At 69.9% G+C, this 17,578-nt stretch carries 17 protein-coding genes and 1 tRNA gene; 9 read left to right on the top strand and 9 right to left on the bottom strand.

Annotated elements, in window-relative coordinates:
- Positions 1 to 201: 201 nt before the first annotated feature.
- Complete coding sequence (locus ACFVDM_RS01325) at positions 202 to 927, bottom strand: DUF5324 family protein (protein WP_383631313.1); 726 nt, start codon at positions 925 to 927, stop codon at positions 202 to 204.
- 287 nt (positions 928 to 1,214) lie between these two features.
- Between ACFVDM_RS01325 and ACFVDM_RS01320 the strand changes: the two genes are divergently transcribed.
- Entirely contained in the window at positions 1,215 to 1,748 is a 534-nt protein-coding gene (locus ACFVDM_RS01320; protein ID WP_383631310.1) for a peptidylprolyl isomerase, read from the top strand.
- Between the two features lie 183 nt (positions 1,749 to 1,931).
- Positions 1,932 to 2,831 carry a rhomboid family intramembrane serine protease gene (locus ACFVDM_RS01315; RefSeq protein ID WP_383632127.1) on the top strand — a complete coding sequence of 300 codons (900 nt, stop codon included), beginning with the start codon at positions 1,932 to 1,934 and terminating at the stop codon, positions 2,829 to 2,831.
- A 313-nt stretch (positions 2,832 to 3,144) separates the two neighbouring features.
- Here the strand turns inward: ACFVDM_RS01315 and crgA are convergent, their stop codons facing one another.
- The gene (gene crgA, locus ACFVDM_RS01310) at positions 3,145 to 3,399 is read right to left on the bottom strand and encodes a cell division protein CrgA (RefSeq protein WP_383631307.1); all 255 of its coding nucleotides are present in this window, start codon (positions 3,397 to 3,399) and stop codon (positions 3,145 to 3,147) included.
- A gap of 141 nt (positions 3,400 to 3,540) precedes the next feature.
- On the opposite strand from crgA, the gene ACFVDM_RS01305 reads away from it, so the two are divergent.
- The 6 genes from ACFVDM_RS01305 to ACFVDM_RS01280 are packed head-to-tail and all read left to right on the top strand — an operon-like array spanning position 3,541 to position 8,167.
- Positions 3,541 to 4,308 (top strand): DUF881 domain-containing protein, encoded by a 768-nt coding sequence (locus tag ACFVDM_RS01305; RefSeq protein WP_383631304.1) that lies wholly within the window; start codon positions 3,541 to 3,543, stop codon positions 4,306 to 4,308.
- 24 nt (positions 4,309 to 4,332) lie between these two features.
- Positions 4,333 to 5,022, top strand: a complete 690-nt coding sequence (locus ACFVDM_RS01300) for a class E sortase (RefSeq protein WP_383631300.1) — start codon at positions 4,333 to 4,335, stop codon at positions 5,020 to 5,022.
- Positions 5,023 to 5,078: 56 nt separating this feature from the next.
- Positions 5,079 to 5,261: a hypothetical protein gene (locus ACFVDM_RS01295; protein WP_383631297.1), complete on the top strand. Its 183-nt coding sequence runs from the start codon at positions 5,079 to 5,081 to the stop codon at positions 5,259 to 5,261.
- On the top strand, positions 5,258 to 5,896 hold the full coding sequence (locus ACFVDM_RS01290; RefSeq protein ID WP_383631294.1) for an aminodeoxychorismate/anthranilate synthase component II: 639 nt from the start codon (positions 5,258 to 5,260) through the stop codon (positions 5,894 to 5,896). Before ACFVDM_RS01295 ends, ACFVDM_RS01290 begins: the two co-directional genes overlap by 4 nt.
- Entirely contained in the window at positions 5,893 to 7,404 is a 1,512-nt protein-coding gene (locus ACFVDM_RS01285) for a class E sortase (RefSeq protein ID WP_383631291.1), read from the top strand. Before ACFVDM_RS01290 ends, ACFVDM_RS01285 begins: the two co-directional genes overlap by 4 nt.
- A 34-nt stretch (positions 7,405 to 7,438) precedes the next feature.
- The gene (locus ACFVDM_RS01280; protein WP_383631288.1) at positions 7,439 to 8,167 is read left to right on the top strand and encodes a class E sortase; all 729 of its coding nucleotides are present in this window, start codon (positions 7,439 to 7,441) and stop codon (positions 8,165 to 8,167) included.
- Positions 8,168 to 8,250: 83 nt separating this feature from the next.
- Here ACFVDM_RS01280 and pknB read toward each other — a convergent pair whose 3' ends face one another.
- The 6 genes from pknB to ACFVDM_RS01250 form a co-directional block, all read right to left on the bottom strand.
- Positions 8,251 to 10,233: a Stk1 family PASTA domain-containing Ser/Thr kinase gene (pknB, locus tag ACFVDM_RS01275; RefSeq protein WP_383631285.1), complete on the bottom strand. Its 1,983-nt coding sequence runs from the start codon at positions 10,231 to 10,233 to the stop codon at positions 8,251 to 8,253.
- 166 nt (positions 10,234 to 10,399) lie between these two features.
- Entirely contained in the window at positions 10,400 to 11,860 is a 1,461-nt protein-coding gene (locus ACFVDM_RS01270; protein ID WP_383631283.1) for a penicillin-binding transpeptidase domain-containing protein, read from the bottom strand.
- Complete coding sequence (locus tag ACFVDM_RS01265; protein ID WP_383631280.1) at positions 11,857 to 13,266, bottom strand: FtsW/RodA/SpoVE family cell cycle protein; 1,410 nt, start codon at positions 13,264 to 13,266, stop codon at positions 11,857 to 11,859. Before ACFVDM_RS01265 ends, ACFVDM_RS01270 begins: the two co-directional genes overlap by 4 nt.
- Positions 13,267 to 13,289: 23 nt before the next feature.
- Positions 13,290 to 14,813 (bottom strand): Stp1/IreP family PP2C-type Ser/Thr phosphatase, encoded by a 1,524-nt coding sequence (locus tag ACFVDM_RS01260; protein ID WP_383631277.1) that lies wholly within the window; start codon positions 14,811 to 14,813, stop codon positions 13,290 to 13,292.
- A 129-nt stretch (positions 14,814 to 14,942) separates the two neighbouring features.
- Positions 14,943 to 15,458, bottom strand: a complete 516-nt coding sequence (locus ACFVDM_RS01255) for an FHA domain-containing protein (RefSeq protein ID WP_383631274.1) — start codon at positions 15,456 to 15,458, stop codon at positions 14,943 to 14,945.
- A gap of 10 nt (positions 15,459 to 15,468) precedes the next feature.
- Positions 15,469 to 16,347, bottom strand: coding sequence for an FhaA domain-containing protein (locus ACFVDM_RS01250; protein ID WP_383631270.1), 879 nt, complete (start codon positions 16,345 to 16,347; stop codon positions 15,469 to 15,471).
- Between the two features lie 314 nt (positions 16,348 to 16,661).
- Between ACFVDM_RS01250 and ACFVDM_RS01245 the strand changes: the two genes are divergently transcribed.
- A tRNA-Leu gene (locus ACFVDM_RS01245) sits at positions 16,662 to 16,744 on the top strand.
- A gap of 214 nt (positions 16,745 to 16,958) precedes the next feature.
- Here ACFVDM_RS01245 and ACFVDM_RS01240 read toward each other — a convergent pair.
- Positions 16,959 to 17,570: an FMN-dependent NADH-azoreductase gene (locus ACFVDM_RS01240; protein ID WP_383631267.1), complete on the bottom strand. Its 612-nt coding sequence runs from the start codon at positions 17,568 to 17,570 to the stop codon at positions 16,959 to 16,961.
- Positions 17,571 to 17,578 lie beyond the last annotated feature (8 nt).

The raw sequence follows: 17,578 nt of genomic DNA, 5'->3' as shown, positions 1-17,578 counted from the left end.
AGGAAGGTGCCGTTACTGGGTCATTACTGCGGGAGGCGGCCCGTCCGGTCCGTGGAACGCCGCCGTTGCGTCAGTGGTCTAGACCTCAAAAGCGGTACCGGTGACGGGAGTACGGCAGGTGTCCGCGCACGACGGAACGGGCGCCGGCGGACCCTGTCGGTCCTCCGGCGCCCGTGCGTCATCCGGCGCGGTGACGGCTGCTCAGGGGCGGCCGTTCTCGTCCTCGCCCCCGGTGCCGTCCGTGCCGTCCGCCTCCGCGTCGGCCTGCTTGGCCTGGACCTCCGGGTCCAGGATCGGCTCGCCGTCGTCGTCGACCGAGGTCAGCGGGGCGCGGTCGTCGACCTCGGTGGGGGCGGGGGGCTCGACCAGCCAGTCGGGGTTGGCCTGCTTGTCCCACCACCGCCAGGCGGCGTAGGCGACACCGGCCAGGACGCCTGCCACGGCGAGCCCCTTGAAGGCCCGGCCGCACCGGGCCCGCCGCTCGCGCTTGCGGCTCAGCTTCCTGATCTCCTCGGCCGAGACCTGCCCGCGCAGGGCGGCCAGCGCCGCGACGCTGCGGGCCTGGGCCTCCTCGGCGACCGGCCGGCTCGCCGCGACGGCGTGTTCGACGCGCGGGACGGTGTAGTCCGCGGCGCTCCGGGCGGCCCGGCGGGTGCGCAGTGCCGCCCGCTGCGCGGCCTCGTCGACCTTGGGCGGTACGTGTGCCAGGGCCAGCTCGATCCGGGGGGCGAGGTGTGCGTCGTACTGGACGCGGGCCTGCTGCGCTGCCTTCGACACCCTGGGTGCCAGCAGTGCGCGGGCCTCGTTCGCATAGTGGGCGGCCTGCTCCTTGGCCGAGTCGGCGTAGGGCGCCACCACTACCGCGGCGTGCTGCACGCTGTCCCTCGCCGAGTCGGTTGCGGCGCGCACGCTGTCGATGCGGGTCACGGGATCCTCCTCCTTGGTGGCGGGTGGTATTCCGCCTTTCCACCCATTCCGAGATCATGCCTGCGGAGAGCCGGGGCGGCACGCAGAACGGGCATCCGGGTCATTCCAGCGGCCGTGTCTCCCGACCCGTCCGGTGGCGGGCCGGGCGGCGAAGCCGCGGGCGGGCGGAGGTGAACAGGGGGCGCAGCGGAGCGCGGGGGCGCACCCGCACCGCGCGGCCCACCGTCCGAGGGGTCGGACCATGCGAGGATCGACGGACGTCAGAGCAGACTTACGGAAGGCAGACCGTGGCCGAGCAGCTTTACGCCACCTTGAAGACCAACCAGGGCGACATCGAGATCCGGCTCCTGCCGAACCACGCGCCCACGACGGTCAAGAACTTCGTCGAGCTCGCCAACGGCGAGCGCGAGTGGACCCATCCGGCGACCGGGCAGAAGAGCACGGACCGGCTCTACGACGGCACCGTCTTCCACCGGGTGATCAGCGGTTTCATGATCCAGGGTGGTGACCCGCTGGGCAACGGCACCGGCGGCCCGGGGTACGAGTTCAAGGACGAGTTCCACCCCGACCTCGCCTTCACCAAGCCGTACCTTCTGGCCATGGCCAACGCCGGTCCGGGCACCAACGGCTCGCAGTTCTTCATCACCGTCTCGCCGACCGCCTGGCTGACCGGCAAGCACACCATCTTCGGCGAGGTGACCAACGACGCGAGCAAGAAGGTCGTCGACGCGATCGCGGCCACCGCGACCAACCCGCGCACCGACCGCCCGGTGAACGACGTGGTCATCGAATCCGTCGTCGTGGAGACCCGCGAGGGCTGATCCGGCCGGCGGAGGGCGTCCGCGCCCGATGATCGCATCCCGTCACCGCCCGGTCACGCTCCGGACGCCCCGTACGGGAACCAACCGCCCCGCCCGTCCGTACTTGATGACAAGGGGACGCGCGGGGCTGTGCCGTGCGCGTCGCCGTGTCGAGGCCGAGGAGACCGGGACGTGAGGGAACCGATGGACCAGCAGCCGCCGGCCGGCCAGGAGCCGCAGCCCGTGGGCGGCCCGGTCGGCTGTTACCGCCACCCGGACCGCGAGGCGGGGGTGCGCTGCACCCGCTGCGACCGTCCGATCTGCCCCGACTGCATGGTCAGCGCCTCGGTCGGCTTCCAGTGCCCGGACTGCGTCCGCCAGGGCTCCGGTACGGGACACCATCCGGCCGCCACCACCCCGCGCACCCTCGCGGGCGGCACGGTCGCGGCCGATCCCCGGCTGGTCACCAAGATCCTGCTCGGGATCAACGTCGCCGTGTTCGTCCTGGTCCTGGCCAAGGGCACCGCCCTGGTCGACGACCTGGTGCTGCTGGGCCGGGCCAACTTCTACTACGGCGGTCCGCCCGAGGGCATCGCCGAGGGCCAGTGGTACCGCCTGGTGGCGTCGATGTTCCTGCACCAGGAGGTGTGGCACATCGCCTTCAACATGCTGGGGCTCTGGTGGCTGGGCGGCCCTCTGGAGGCGGTGCTCGGCCGGGTCCGCTATCTCGCGCTCTATCTGCTCTCCGGGCTGGCGGGCGGCGCTCTGACCTACTGGCTCGCCGCGGAGAACCAGCCGTCGCTGGGCGCCTCGGGCGCGATCTTCGGGCTGCTGGGCGCCACCGTCGTGCTGATGCGCCGGCTCAGGTACGACATGCGCCCGGTCTTCACGCTCCTCGCGATCAACCTGGTCATCACCTTCAACCCCTGGGGCGGCATCGCCTGGCAGGCGCATGTGGGCGGACTGGTCGCCGGGGTGCTCATCGGCTTCGGCATGGTGCACGCCCCCAGGGAGCGGCGGAACCTGGTGCAGTTCGCCACCTGCGCCGCGGTGCTGGTGGCGGTCGTCGCCATCGTGATCGCCCGCTCGGCCGCCCTGACCTGACACCCGCCCCGGTCCTCGGCAGCCGCTGTGGATCGTTTCTGATCGAAGTTGTCCACAGCTTGCGCGGGATCTTGTGCATTCTGGGGGCACAACTGCGCCCCTCGCCTCTGAGCTGGGATTTTCCCGCAGAGACAAGGGGCGTACCGTCCCCTCAAGGGGCGGTTGCAGTCACACCGGCGTCAACGGCCGAGGAGTTATCCACAGATCGTCTGACCTTTTCCCCCGCCTGTGGATAACGCTGTGGGTAACTCAGGGCAGGGGTTGCGGACCGTGTGCCCGCCGTGGTCCTACGAGTCCTGTGAGGCGGCCGGAGCTACTTCCACTGGGTGGAGACGCCGAAGCCGCCGGCGATGAAGCCGAAGCCGACGACGATGTTCCAGTTCCCCAGGGACGGGACCGGGAGGTCGCCGTCGGTCACGTAGAACACGACGATCCAGGCCAGACCGATGAGGAAGAGCCCCAGCATGACGGGCGCGACCCAGCTGCTGTTGGTCAGCTTTATGTTGGTCGCCTGCTTCGCCGGCGGGGGCGTGAAGTCGGCCTTCTTGCGGATACGTGACTTCGGCACGAGGAACTCTCCTGTCGATGCGCTGCGTGACCGCGCAGGGATCTGTGGCTGGCGCCGGTGCGGGGCGCGAGGGGGAATGCTGCCTCCCCCGGGCGTCCGTTAGCGTAGTGCTTCCGTGGCTCCGAAGGAGATAAGGGTACGTTGAGCAATTCTGCCGACTCTCCCCCAGGGCCGGTCCGGCGCTCCTTCCGGCATCCGGCCAAAGTGCTCACGGCTGCCGTTTTCGCCCTGGCCGGCCTCATCTTTGTGACCAGCGCCAATACCGCCAAGGGCACCAATATCCGTACGGACTCCTCGCTGCTGAAGCTCTCCGACCTGATTCAGCAGCGCAGCGAGAAGAACGCCGGCCTGGACGAGTCCGTGACCGCCGTGCGCGACGACATCGACGCCCTCGTCCGGCGCGACGACGGCAGCACGGAGGCGGAGGACGCCCGCCTCAAGGCCCTGGAGCGGGCCGCCGGTACCACGAAGCTGTCCGGCCGGGCCGTATCCGTGACCCTGAACGACGCCCCGCCGAACGCCACCGCCAGCCCCGGCTACCCCGATCCGCAGCCCAACGACCTGGTCATCCACCAGCAGGACCTCCAGGCCGTCGTCAACGCCCTGTGGAAGGGCGGCGCCAGCGGTATCGAGGTCATGGACCAGCGGCTGATCTCGACCAGCGCCGTGCGCTGCGTCGGCAACACCCTGATCCTCCAGGGCCGCGTCTACTCGCCGCCGTACAAGATCACCGCCGTCGGCGACCCCGGGAAGCTGGAGAGCGCCCTCGACGCCTCCCCGGCGATCCAGAACTACCTCCTCTACGTGAAGGCGTACGGACTCGGCTGGAAAGTGGACCGGCGCGAGGCGGTGACTCTTCCCGGCTACTCGGGCACAGTGGATCTCCACTATGCGGAGCCGGTGAAGTAGCGAGCGCTGCGGGGAGGCCGCCCGGTGTCGGTGCGACTGGTCGTCAGGACGTTCAGCGAACTGTGCATCACGATCGGTGCCCTGATCATCCTCTTCGTGGTGTACGTCCTGTTCTGGACGGGAGTGAAGGCGGCGGGCGCGACCGAGCACCAGATCGACGACCTCCAGGACCAGTGGGCCCGGGGCGCGGTGGCCGCCCCCGCCCCGGAGCCGTCGCGGTCCGCCCCGCCGCCCCGGACCTACCGTGACGGAAAGCCGTTCGCGATGCTCTACATCCCCCGCCTCGGAAAGAGCTGGGAGTGGCCGGTCCTGGAGAACACCGAGGTGAAGACCCTGCAGAAGGGGCTCGGCCACTACCGGGGGACCGCCGGGCCCGGCGAGACGGGCAACTTCGCGGTCGCGGGGCACCGGCGCACCTACGGCGACCCCTTCAAGGACTTCCCCCGGCTCCGCCCCGGCGACGCCGTGCTGGTGACCGACGGGACGACCTGGTTCACGTACCGGATCGACCGCAGGCCCTACCGCACCGTGCCCAGCGACGTCGGCGTCATCGACCCGGTGCCCCGCAAGTCCGGCTTCGACGGCCCCGGCCGCTACCTCACCCTGACCACCTGCGACCCCGAGTGGGGCAGCAGCCACCGGCTGATCGCCTGGGCCCACCTGGACGCGACCCAGCCCGTGACCGACGGCAGACCGGCGGCTTTCCACAGCTGACCCCCGGCCGCGCCCCGGCCCCTTACTCTGGTCCCGTACCGAATGGAGGGGTCAGCATGTACGGCTGGATCTGGCGGCATCTGCCGGGCAACGCGTGGGTGCGCGGGCTGATTTCGCTCGTGCTCGTCCTCGCGGCCGTCTATGTGCTGTTCCAGTACGTCTTCCCGTGGGCGGAGCCGCTGCTCCCGTTCGGTGATGTGACGGTGGACGGCACCGACGCGATGGGGGCCGTGCGATGAGCGCCCGCATCCTGGTCGTCGACAACTACGACAGCTTCGTCTTCAACCTCGTCCAGTACCTCTACCAACTGGGCGCGGAGTGCGAGGTCCTGCGCAACGACGAGGTCACCACGGCCCACGCCCAGGACGGTTTCGACGGCGTCCTGCTCTCGCCCGGCCCCGGCACGCCCGAGGAGGCCGGCGTCTGCGTCGACATGGTCCGCCACTGCGCGGCGACCGGCGTCCCGGTCTTCGGCGTCTGCCTGGGCATGCAGTCGATGGCGGTGGCGTACGGCGGGGTCGTGGACCGCGCCCCCGAGCTGCTGCACGGCAAGACCTCGCCGGTGCTCCACGACGGCGGCGGTGTGTTCACCGGCCTGCCCTCGCCGTTCACCGCGACGCGCTACCACTCGCTGGCCGCCGAACCGGACACGGTTCCGGACGAGCTGGAGGTCACCGCTCGGACGGCCGACGGCATCATCATGGGGCTGCGCCACCGGGAGCTGGAGGTCGAAGGGGTGCAGTTCCATCCGGAGTCGGTGCTCACCGAGCACGGCCACCGGATGCTGGCCAACTGGCTCGTCCGGTGCGGTGACACCGGCGCCGTCGAGAGGTCGGCGGGGCTCGCGCCGGTGGTGGGCAAGGCCGTCGCGTGACCCCACCCCGCCACGGACGAGACCCCGGACCTGACGACCCGCACGAGGCGGGTGCGTACGAGGCCGCCGGTGCGTTCGAGGCGGCGGTCGACCAGCTGAGGGATCCGCTGAACGATCCGCTGCCGGGGGAGCACGCCTCGCCGTGGTTCCGGACGGGCAACACCCCCGGCCGCCGCACGGCCCCGCAGGCCGGTGCCGACACCACGGCCGGGCCTCCTCCCGCGACGGCCTCACCCCAGCCCTCCCACGGGCCGCAGACGGCCCAGGAGACCCCGCGCGAGTGGTACGACCCCGAAGGGTTCGAACGGGACTGGTACGGCTCTCAGGGGCCCGCGCAGGGGCCTTACCGGGGCGCTCCCCCGGAGCCCGCGCCCGCCGCCGCCCCCGTTCCGTCCGCCCCTGCCGCGCCGGCCACCCCTTTCCCGGCCCCCGTGCCGCACGAGCCCGCCCCGGTGCCCCACGAGTCCGGCCCTGCCCCGCACGAGCCCGCCCCGGTGCCGCGGATGCCCGGCCGGCACGACGAGACCGTGGCCCTGCGGAGGGCCGACCCCCGGCGCGCGCCCGTCGTCGACCAGGGGGCCACGGAGGTCCTGCCGGTGGTGGTGCCCGGCCCGCGCTCCGAGCCGGGGGCGGACGGAGCGGAGGACGCGGCGGAGGAGCCCGCCGAGCCGCCGGAGGCGCCCACCGGCGGCCGGGCCGAGCGGCGCCGCGCGGCGAAGGCCCGGGGCCGGAGGAAGGACGACGGCCGTCCGGCGGCGGGCCCGGGTGGCGGCCGGGACACGCCCGACCGGCCCCTGACCCGCGTCGAGGCGCGCAGAGCGGCCAAGGCGGCCAAGGACAGCCCCGCGGTCGTGGCCAGCCGGGTGGTCGGGGAGCTGTTCATCACCCTGGGCGTCCTGATGCTGCTCTTCGTCACGTACCAGCTGTGGTGGACCAACGTCCGCGCCGACCAGATCGCCGGCAAGGAGACCCACAAGATCCAGGACGACTGGGCCAAGGGCAAACGGAACCCCGGGGTGTTCGCGCCCGGCCAGGGCTTCGCCATCATCCACATCCCGAAGCTCGACGTCGTCACACCGATCGCCGAGGGCATCAGCAAGGAGAAGGTCCTCGACCGGGGCATGGTCGGCCACTACAGCGAGAAGCCGCTGAACACCGCGATGCCGTCGGACAAGCAGGGCAACTTCGCCCTGGCCGGCCACCGGAACACGCACGGCGAGCCCTTCCGCTACATCAACCGGCTCCACGCCGGCGACCAGGTCGTCGTCGAGACACAGGACGCCTACTACACGTACGAGATGACGAGCGCCCTCTCCCAGACCTCGCCGTCCAACGTCTCGGTCATCGCACCGGTGCCGCCGCAGTCGGGGTTCAAGAAGCCGGGCCGGTACATCACCCTGACGACCTGTACGCCCGAATTCACGAGTACGTACCGTTTGATCGTCTGGGGCAAGATGGTCGACGAACGGCCGCGCAGCAAGGGAAAGCCCGACGCGCTCGTGGACTGAGCGGGCCGAACGACATCACGACAGGGACGGTGCGGTGGCAGCGAGGACCGAGGACCAAGAGCGGACCGAGGAGTCCGCGCCGCCGGTGCGCCCCAGGGGCCGCCATCCCGTCGCGACCGCCGTCAGCGTCTTCGGCGAACTCCTGATCACCGCAGGTCTCGTGCTCGGTCTGTTCGTCGTCTACTCCCTGTGGTGGACGAACGTGCTCGCCGACCGCGAGGCCACCAAACAGGGCGACACCGTCCGCGACCGCTGGGCCGGCGGACCGGGCGCCCTGGACACCAAGGACGGCATCGGCTTCCTCCACGTCCCCTCGATGAAGAACGGCGAGGTGCTCGTCAAGAAGGGCACCGACACCGACAACCTCAACGACGGCATCGCCGGCTACTACACCGAACCGGTGAAATCGGCCCTCCCCTCCGACAAGGAGGGCAACTTCACCCTCGCCGCCCACCGCGACGGCCACGGAGCGAAGTTCCACAACATCGACAAGGTGCGCACCGGAGACGCGATCGTCTTCGAGACCAAGGACACCTGGTACATCTACAAGGTCTTCAACGAGCTGCCCGAGACGTCCAAGTACAACGTCGACGTCCTCCAGCCCGTCCCCAAGGGCTCCGGCGCCAAGAAGGCCGGCCGCTACATCACCCTGACGACCTGCACCCCCGTCTTCACCTCCAAGTACCGCTACATCGTCTGGGGCGAGCTGGTCCGCACGGAGAAGGTCGACCGCGACCGCACGAAGCCGGCGGAGCTGCGCTGAGTCCGACGGCGTACGGACGGCACGCACAGGGCCCCGGTCACCTCAGCTGAGGTGACCGGGGCCCTGTGCTGTGGCGAGTGTGCCTAGCCGTCCCCGCCGCCGAACGGATTACCGTTCCCGCCCATGGTCGTCAGCGTGATGACCGTGGTGGCCGGGTCGGCCTGGGTGCCGGGCTGCGGGTCGATGGCGATGACGCGCGCGTTGTCGTCCTGCGGGCTGTTCGGGGTGAACTGGATCTGGGTGAAGCCCGCGTCCATCAGCTTCTGCTTGGCCTCGGACAGCTTATTGCTCACCACTTGCGGAACAGCCTGCGTCGCTGGCTGAGCCGGGCCCTTGGACACCTTGAGGATGATCGCGGTGTCCTTGCCGCCCTTCGTGTTGGCCTCCGGGGTCTGCCCGACGACCTCGCCCGCCGGCTTCTCGGAGTCGACCTGGCTCTGGCCGATGTTGGTGAAGCCGTTGCCGTTGAGCTGGGCGACCGCTTCGTCGTAGCTGCGACCACTCACGTCGGGTACCAGAAGCAGCTTCTCCGTCGCTACCGAGAGCTTCACCTCGGAGTTCTTCTCGGCCTTGGAGTTGCCCTTCGGCGACTGGTCGAGGACCGTGCCGGGCTCGGCGTCGGAGGACTCGACCGAGGTGAAGGTGACGGTGAAGCCCTTGTCCTCCAGGATCTGGCGGGCGTTGTCCTTGGACTTCTCCGTGACGTCGGGCACCTCGATCTTCGGCGCCCCGCTGGAGACGAACACCGTGATGGTGTCGCCCTCCGTGACCTTCTCCTCCTTGGTCGGAGTCTGGCGGCAGATCTTGCCCGCGGGCTGATCCTTGCACTCCTCCTTCGGCCCTTCCTTGAGGACCGTGTTGGTGTTGTCGGCGAGCTGCCTGGCTTCCTTGACGGTCGAACCGATCATGTTCGGCGCGTTGAAGGTGCCGTCCCCGCTGTCGCCGTCGCCGCCGAAGACCGCCTTGCCGATCAGGATCGCGCCGACCAGCACCAGGATGCCCGCCACGATCAGCAGGATCGTCGAGGTGTTGCCCTTCTTCTGGCGGCGGCGGTCGGGGCGGTCGTCGTAGCCGTAGCCGCCGTCGTCCGGGTTGACCGGCGGCAGCATCGACGTCTGGGCGCCGTTCTGGTCCGCGGCCCGCAGGGCGGTGGTGGGCTGGTCGTTGTCGTAGCCGCCGTACCCGCCGTAGCCGGCCGCGCCCATCGCCGCGGCCGCGGCGACCGGCTGGCCGTCGAGGCAGGCCTCGATGTCGGCGCGCATCTCGTCGGCCGACTGGTAGCGGTAGTCCGGGTCCTTGGTGAGCGCCTTCAGCACGATCGCGTCCATCTCGGGCGTGATCTCGGGGTCGAAGGTGCTCGGCGGCTGCGGTTCCTCCCGTACGTGCTGGTAGGCCACCGCGACCGGGGAGTCCCCGACGAACGGCGGCCGGACCGTGAGCAGCTCGTAGAGCAGGCAGCCGGTCGAGTACAGGTCGGACCGCGCGTCGACCTGCTCGCCCTTGGCCTGCTCCGGGGAGAGGTACTGGGCGGTGCCGATGACGGCCGCGGTCTGGGTCATCGTCATGCCGGAGTCGCCCATCGCGCGGGCGATGCCGAAGTCCATGACCTTGACCTGGCCGGTGCGCGTCAGCATGACGTTGGCCGGCTTGATGTCACGGTGGACGATGCCCGCGCGGTGCGAGTACTCCAGCGCCTGGAGGATGCCGACGGTCATCTCCAGCGTGCGCTCGGGCAGCAGCTTGCGGCCCGAGTGAAGCAGCTCACGGAGCGTCGAGCCGTCGACGTACTCCATGACGATGTACGGGATGGAGACCCCGTCGACGTAGTCCTCACCCGTGTCGTAGACCGCGACGATCGCCGGATGGTTGAGCGAGGCGGCGGACTGGGCCTCACGGCGGAACCGGGCCTGGAAGGACGGGTCGCGGGCGAGATCCGCCCGCAGCGTCTTCACAGCCACGGTGCGGCCGAGCCGGGTGTCGTGGGCGAGGTAGACCTCGGCCATGCCACCACGGCCGAGCACCGAGCCCAGCTCGTACCGGCCGCCGAGGCGACGCGGCTCTTCCATAACTGTTCCAGCCCTCTCCGTCAGTCCTGACCGCACCGGTGTGCGGTCCGGCGGTGTGCTGTCCGCGCATACGCTACCGGCCGCGCACTACGTGATCAGCCCGCAGGCAATACCTGATATCCGACCGGTATCCAAGGTGCGGGAATGGAGCCCGGTGTGAGCGGCCTCACTTCTTCCCGTCGAGGACCGCCTGCATGACCGACTTCGCGATCGGGGCGGCGAGACCGCCACCGGAGACGTCGTCACGGGTCGCGTCGCTGTCCTCGACGACCACGGCGACCGCCACCGGGGAGCCGTTGTCCGTCTTCGCGTACGAGATGAACCAGGCGTACGGCTTCTCGCTGTTGTTCAGGCCGTGCTGGGCGGTACCGGTCTTGCCGCCGACCGTGACGCCCCTGATCCGGGCGTTCTGGCCGGTGCCCTTCTCGACGACCGTCTCCATCATCTGCTGGAGCTTCTGCGCGTTCTCCCCCGAGAGCGGCTGGCTCAGCTGCTCCTTCTCGTGGGTGTAGATCGCGTCCAGGCCGGGCGTCTGCCGCTCGGCGACCATGTACGGCTGCATCAGCTTGCCGTCGTTGGCGACGGCCGCGGCGACCATGGCCATCTGGAGCGGTGTGGCGCGGTTGGACGCCTGGCCGATGCCGGCCATGGCGTTCTGCGGCCGGTTGTCCTTGGGGTAGATGCTCGCGGTGGCCCGGACCGGCGTGAAGACGTCCTTGTTGAAGCCGAACTCGTTGGCCTCGTCGATCATCTTCTGGTTGCCCAGGTCGTCGCTGATCTTGCCGAAGACCGTGTTGCAGGACATCCGCAGCGCTTCCCGCAGGGAGGCGTTCTCGCAGGGGATGCTGCCCTCGTTCTCCAGGTTGCCGGTGGTCAGCGGCAGCCGCCACGGCAGCGGCGACTTGGTGGCCGCGTCGATGTCCGTGTACAGCCCGTTCTCCAGGGCCGCCGCGGCGGTGACGACCTTGAACGTCGAACCGGGCGGGTACGTCTCGCGCAGCGCCCGGTTGAGCATCGGCTTGTCCGGGTCCTTGCCGAGCTTCTGCCAGGCCTTGGTGTCGGCGTCGGTGTTGCCCGCGAAGGTCGAGGGGTCGTACGAGGGGGTGCTGGCCAGCGCCAGGATGGCGCCGGTCTGCGGGTCGAGCGCGGCGACGGCGCCCTTCTTGTTGCCGAGGCCCTCGAAGGCGGCCTTCTGGGCGGCGCTCACCAGCGTGGTGACGACGTTGCCGCCCTGCTTCTCCTTGCCGGTGAACATGCCCTTCGTACGGTCGAAGAACAGCTGGTCGTCGTTGCCGGTGAGGATGCCGTCCTCAAGGTTCTCCAACTGCGTGGCGCCGAAGGCCTGCGAGGAGTAGCCGGTGACGGGGGCCCACATGGGGCCGTTCTCCCAGACGCGCTTGTACCTGAAGTCGCCGCTCTTGGTCTCGACCGAGCCGGTGACCGCCTTCCCGCCGTCCACGATGATGTTGCCGCGCTCGTGGGCGTACCGCTCGATGCGGACGCGGCGGTTCTCGTCGCGGGTGTTGAGCTCGTCCGCCTTCACGTACTGGAGGTAGTTGGTGCGGATGAGCAGGGCCAGGACGAGGAGGCCGCAGAAGATCGCGATCCGGCGCAGGGGCTTGTTCACGGGCGGACCACCTGGGTCATCTCGGCGTCGGACGTGGGTGCGGGCGCGGGCGCGGGGCGGCGGGCCGTGTCGCTGATCCGGATCAGGATGGCGATCAGCGCCCAGTTGGCGAGAACGGACGAACCGCCGTACGCGAGGAACGGCATGGTCATACCGCTCAGCGGGATGAGGCCCATGACACCGCCGGCGACCACGAAGACCTGGATGGCGAACGCGCCGGAGAGGCCGACCGCCATCAGCTTGCCGAAGGGGTCGCGGGCCGCGAGGGCCGTGCGGATGCCGCGCTCGACGATCAGGCCGTAGATCAGCAGCACGGCCATCATCCCGGCCAGTCCCAGTTCCTCGCCGACGGTGGACAGGATGAAGTCCGCGTTGGCGGCGAACATGATCAGGTCCGAATGCCCCTGGCCCAGGCCCGTACCGAGCGTGCCGCCGGAACCGAAGGACATCAGGGACTGGGCGATCTGGTCGCTCTGCGCCATGGTCGCCTTGGAGAACGGGTCCAGCCAGGCGTTCACCCGCTGCTGGACATGGGGCTCGAAGGAGGCCACACCCACCGCGCCGGCGGCCGACATCAGCAGACCGAAGACGATCCAGCTGGTCCGCTCGGTGGCGACGTACAGCATGATCACGAAGAGGCCGAAGAACAGCAGGGACGTACCGAGGTCGGTCTCGAAGACGAGGACCAGGATCGACAGGGCCCAGATGGTGATGATCGGCCCGAGGTCACGTCCACGCGGCAGGTACAGCCCCATGAAGCGGCGGCTGGCCAGGGCCAGCGCGTCGCGCTTGACCATGAGGTAGCCGGAGAAGAACACCGCGATGAGGATCTTGGCGAACTCTCCCGGCTGGATGGAGAAGGGGCCGAGGCTGATCCAGATCTTCGCGCCGTTCACCGCGGGGAAGAACATCGGGATGACCAGCAGGACCAGGGCCGCCGCCATGGAGATGTACGTGTACCGCTGCAGGATGCGGTGGTCCTTGAGGATCACCAGCACGGCCACGAAGAAGGCCACACCGATCGCGGAGTACAGCAGCTGCTTGGGGGCGTCGGGGCTGTAGGACCCGTAGAGGTACTCCGCCCGGTCGATCAGCCGCTGCGACTGGTCCAGCCGCCAGATCAGCACCAGCCCCAGTCCGTTGAGCAGCGTGGCCAACGGCAGGAACAGCGGGTCCGCGTACGGGGCGAACTTGCGCACCACGAGGTGGGCCACGCCGCCGAGCAGGATCAGGCCGAGGCCGTATCCGAACATGCCGGAGGGCAGCGAGCCGTCGATGGCGAGTCCCACGTTGGCGTAGGCGAACACCGAGATGGCGATGGCGAAGACCATCATCATCAGTTCGGTGTTGCGCCGGCTCGGTGCGTCGATCGCGCCGATCGTGGTCGTGTTGGTGACAACGCTCATGGTGCTGAAGGCCCCCTACGGCTTTACTGCTTACCGCACTGCGGGACCAGCTTCTTCTCTTCCTCCGAGAGGCTGGGACCGGGAGTGGGAGTCGTGGACGTCTGCTTGCTCTTGGTGCCGCCCGACGAGGACTTCCCGTCGCCGTCGGCCTTGGTCGCGTCCGTCTTGGTGGCGTCCGTGTCGGTACCGGCGGCCTGGCCCTCGTCGCTGGGGGCGTTCTTCTCGGCCGCGCGACGCTCCGCGTCCTTCTTGCACGCGCCGGCCTGGGCCGCGAGTTCGGTGATCTTCTCGCGGGCCTCGCCGAGGCTGCCCTCGGCGATCGTGGCCTCCACCTGCTTGCGCTGGTACGGCGGTAGGTACTTGAGTTCGATCTCGGGGTGGTCCGTCTCGACCTTCGAGAGGGAGACCCAGGCCAGGTCCTGGCTGATGCCCCGGTACAGCGCGACGTTGTCGTTCTTCGTGCCGACGTAGAACTGGGTCTGGGTCCAGCGGTAGCCGCCGTAGACACCGCCGCCGATGACCGCCAGGGCGAGCGCGATGTACAGCGAGCGCTTGAGCCACTTGCGGCCGCCGGGCTTCACGAAGTCGTCGTCGGTGTAGGCGTCGAAGGAACCGTTCGGCATGGCGCCGTAGCCCGTGTCGTCACCGCTGCCGGGAGGGCCGAAGCTGCCCGCGGGCGGCGGGACGGGACGGCCGAGGCCGGCCGCGCGCCCGGCGGGCGTCTGCATCGCGCCGCCGTCGTTCAGCTGCGAGCTCTGGTTCTCCGCGACGGCCCCGACGACGACCGGGGTGTCGTTGAGCTGCCCGGCCATGGTGTCGTTGCTGTCGACGTCCAGGACGTCGGCGACGATGCAGGTGATGTTGTCCGGGCCGCCGCCGCGCAGGGCGAGCTGGATCAGCTCCTGGATGGTCTCCTGAGGGCCCTGGTAGCTGGCGAGCGTCTCCTCCAGGGTCTGGTGGGAGACGACGCCGGAGAGCCCGTCGGAGCAGATCAGGTAGCGGTCGCCGGCCCGGACCTCGCGGATGGAGAGATCGGGTTCGACGTGGTCGCTGGTGCCCACCGCGCGCATCAGCAGGGAGCGCTGCGGGTGGGTGGTGGCCTCCTCCTCGGTGATCCGGCCCTCGTCGACCAGCCGCTGGACCCAGGTGTGGTCCTGCGTGATCTGGGTCAGGACGCCGTCGCGCAGCAGATAGGCGCGCGAGTCGCCGACGTGGACGAGTCCGAGGCGCTGGCCGGTCCACAGGAGCGCGGTCAGCGTGGTGCCCATGCCCTCCAGCTGCGGGTCCTCCTGGACCATCAGGCGAAGTTGGTGGTTGGCCTGCTGGGCGGCGGTGCCGAGCGAGGTCAGGATGTCGGAGCCGGGCACGTCGTCGTCGAGCTGGACGAGGGTGGAGATCACCTCGGAGCTGGCGACCTCGCCGGCCGCCTGGCCGCCCATGCCGTCGGCGATGGCCAGGAGACGGGGGCCGGCGTAGCCGGAGTCCTCGTTGCCCTCCCGGATCATGCCCTTGTGCGATCCGGCGGCGAAGCGCAGGGACAAGCTCATGCGCACCTCACCCGTCGGTTCGGGGTACAGCCGGTCTCGAGCCACACTGCCCACCCTCCGGTCGGGAGCCTGGCCGGGTCCGATGCCCGGACCGCCGCGGCTCGCTCGCTCCGCTCGCTCATTGTCGTACTACTTCCGCAGCTCGATGACGGTCTTGCCGATCCGGATCGGCGCGCCCAGCGGAACAGGCGTGGGGGTGGTGAGGCGGGTCCGGTCCAGATACGTGCCGTTGGTGGACCCGAGATCCTCGACGATCCACTGGCCGTCACGGTCGGGGTAGATCCTGGCATGCCTGCTGGACGCGTAGTCGTCGTCCAGCACGATCGTTGAGTCATGGGCGCGGCCGAGCGTGATGGTCTGGCCCTGGAGCGCCACCGTGGTGCCGGTGAGCGTCCCCTCGGACACGACCAGCTTGGTCGGCGCCCCCCGGCGCTGGCGGCCCGGCTGCTGGCGCTGCTGGGGCGGCGCCGAGGCGTTCTGGCGCGCCTGTGGAGCCCGTCCGTCGGGCGCGGTGCGGCGCGAGCCGCGCTGCGTGACGCGCGTTCCGAACAGATCGCTGCGAATGACCTGCACGGCCACGATCACGAACAGCCACAGAACAGCCAGGAAACCTAGCCGCATGACCGTCAGGGTCAGCTCTGACATTGCCCCCGCTTCACCCTTCGGCTTGCCGGTAAACGATGGTGGTGCTGCCCACGACGATCCGCGAGCCGTCGCGGAGCGTAGCGCGGGTGGTGTGCTGCCCGTCTACCACGATGCCGTTGGTAGACCCGAGATCCTGGATCGTCGAGGGCGTTCCGGTCCGGATCTCACAGTGCCGGCGGGAGACGCCGGGGTCGTCGATCCGCACGTCGGCGTCGGTGCTGCGACCCAGCACCAACGTCGGGCGGGAGATCTGATGGCGGGTGCCGTTGATCTCGATCCAGCGCCTCGTCTGCGCGTGGGGCTGGGGGCTGGGGGCCGGCGGGCGCCGGTCGTGGCCCGGTCCGCCGTGCCCGCCGCCCGGAGGCGGTCCCGGGGGCATGGGCGGTGCGGCGGTGGGCGGGTAGCCGTAGCCGCCGGGCGCCTGGTGGCGGCCCGGGGCCGGACGGCCGGGCGGCGAGGCCGGTCCCGGCGGGTTCTGGAACGACGGCTGGCCGGGGGCGCCCTGCTGTGACGAACTCGACGCGAGGGTGCGGCTGCGCACCCGGTACAGACCGGTGTCGAGGTCCTCGGCCTTCTCCAGGTGGACCTTGATCGGCCCCATGAAGGTGTACCGCTGCTGCTTGGCGTAGTCCCGGACCAGGCCCGAGAGTTCGTCGCCCAACTGGCCGGAGTACGGGCTCAGCCGCTCGTAGTCCGGGGCGCTCAGCTCGACGATGAAGTCGTTGGGGACGACGGTCCGCTCACGGTTCCAGATGGTGGCGTTGTTGTCGCACTCCCGCTGGAGGGCGCCCGCGATCTCGACCGGCTGGACCTCGGACTTGAAGACCTTGGCGAAGGTGCCGTTGACCAGACCTTCGAGACGCTGCTCGAAACGCTTCATGACTCCCACGGGGCACCTCCTCCGGTGTCGTCGTCCCTGTACTGCTTACTGATCGTATCCACGCGTCGGGAAATCGGCTGGTTCCCCTTGTCTGCACTGCGGATGAGTGTCCCCCCTCACACGGATCGTAGAGGCGGCCTCCTGACAGTGTCCCGCACCTCGGGTGCACTCAGGAGGAGTGGGGGGCGGCCGCTCCGGGTTCCCGGTTCCCTCCCGGGGTTCCTCGAAACAAACGGATGTGAATCCACCCTGCCCAGCGTGCTAATCTTCCGTTTGTCGCCAGGCGATCGCAGAACAAGCGAAGGTCTGGAAACACCACTCATGCGCGAGTGGCGGAACGGCAGACGCGCTGGCTTCAGGTGCCAGTGTCCTTAGGGACGTGGGGGTTCAAATCCCCCCTCGCGCACAAGAGAGAAGCCCCGCAGACCCACGGTCTGCGGGGCTTCTTCTGTTGCTGCTCCGGTTGTTGCTGCTCCCGTGCGGGCGGCCGGGGCGGTGCGCCCGGCCCGGGGGTGGTTCGTTTCACGTGAAACGTCCGATTGCGGATGTGCCGAAGGGGCCGGGGTTCTATGGACCCCGGCCCCTTCGTGCCGCTCGGGGCGGCCTCGGCCGCGCCCGGATCAGGCGGCGAGCTTGGCGGCGAGCGCCTTGGCCTTGTCCTCGGCGTCGGTCAGCGCCTTCGCCTTGGAGGTCTCGGCCAGCGGGATCAGCTCGGCCATCTGCGGGTTGACGTGGGCCAGCGTGAGCTCCGGCACGATGAAGTCCACCTCGGCGGCGAACATCGAGGTGAGCAGCTTCTCCAGGTAGTTCTGGACGAATTCGGCGTCCGCGCGCGGGGTGCCCTCGGCGTACGAACCGCCGCGGCTGGCGACGACGGTGATCGGGGTGCCGGCGACCGGGCTGTCGGGGCCCACGTTGAGGCCCACGACGATCACGTGGTCGAGCCAGGCCTTCAGGGTCGAGGGGATCGAGAAGTTGTACATCGGGGCACCGATCAGGACCGCGTCGGCGGCGGCCAGCTCGGCGGCGAGTTCGGCGCGCAGCGGGTGCTCGGCGCCTGCCGCGGCGGCCGCGGCGTCCAGGTGCGGCAGCGGGTCGGCGGCCAGGTCGCGGTAGACGACCTCCCCGTCCGGGTGCTGCTCGCGCCAGGTCTGGACGAAGGCGGCAGTGACCTCGCGCGACGCGGAACCCTGGGGGAACACGGCGGAGTCGAGGTGCAGAAGCGTGGCCATGAGGGTCT

Origin of the sequence: Streptomyces sp. NPDC057682, assembly GCF_042799575.1 — a bacterium.
Taxonomy (GTDB): Bacteria; Actinomycetota; Actinomycetes; order Streptomycetales; family Streptomycetaceae; genus Streptomyces.
This window is presented reverse-complemented; position numbering and strand designations above follow the sequence as displayed.

Coding starts and splice junctions, on each gene's coding strand:
- ACFVDM_RS01315 (WP_383632127.1), top strand. CDS start 1,932: ATGGACCAGCAGCCGCCGGCCGGCCAGGAGCCGCAGCCCGTGGGCGGC.
- ACFVDM_RS01295 (WP_383631297.1), top strand. CDS start 5,079: ATGTACGGCTGGATCTGGCGGCATCTGCCGGGCAACGCGTGGGTGCGC.
- ACFVDM_RS01290 (WP_383631294.1), top strand. CDS start 5,258: ATGAGCGCCCGCATCCTGGTCGTCGACAACTACGACAGCTTCGTCTTC.
- pknB (WP_383631285.1), bottom strand. CDS start 10,233: ATGGAAGAGCCGCGTCGCCTCGGCGGCCGGTACGAGCTGGGCTCGGTG.
- ACFVDM_RS01265 (WP_383631280.1), bottom strand. CDS start 13,266: ATGAGCGTTGTCACCAACACGACCACGATCGGCGCGATCGACGCACCG.
- ACFVDM_RS01260 (WP_383631277.1), bottom strand. CDS start 14,813: ATGAGCTTGTCCCTGCGCTTCGCCGCCGGATCGCACAAGGGCATGATC.
- ACFVDM_RS01255 (WP_383631274.1), bottom strand. CDS start 15,458: ATGTCAGAGCTGACCCTGACGGTCATGCGGCTAGGTTTCCTGGCTGTT.
- ACFVDM_RS01240 (WP_383631267.1), bottom strand. CDS start 17,570: ATGGCCACGCTTCTGCACCTCGACTCCGCCGTGTTCCCCCAGGGTTCC.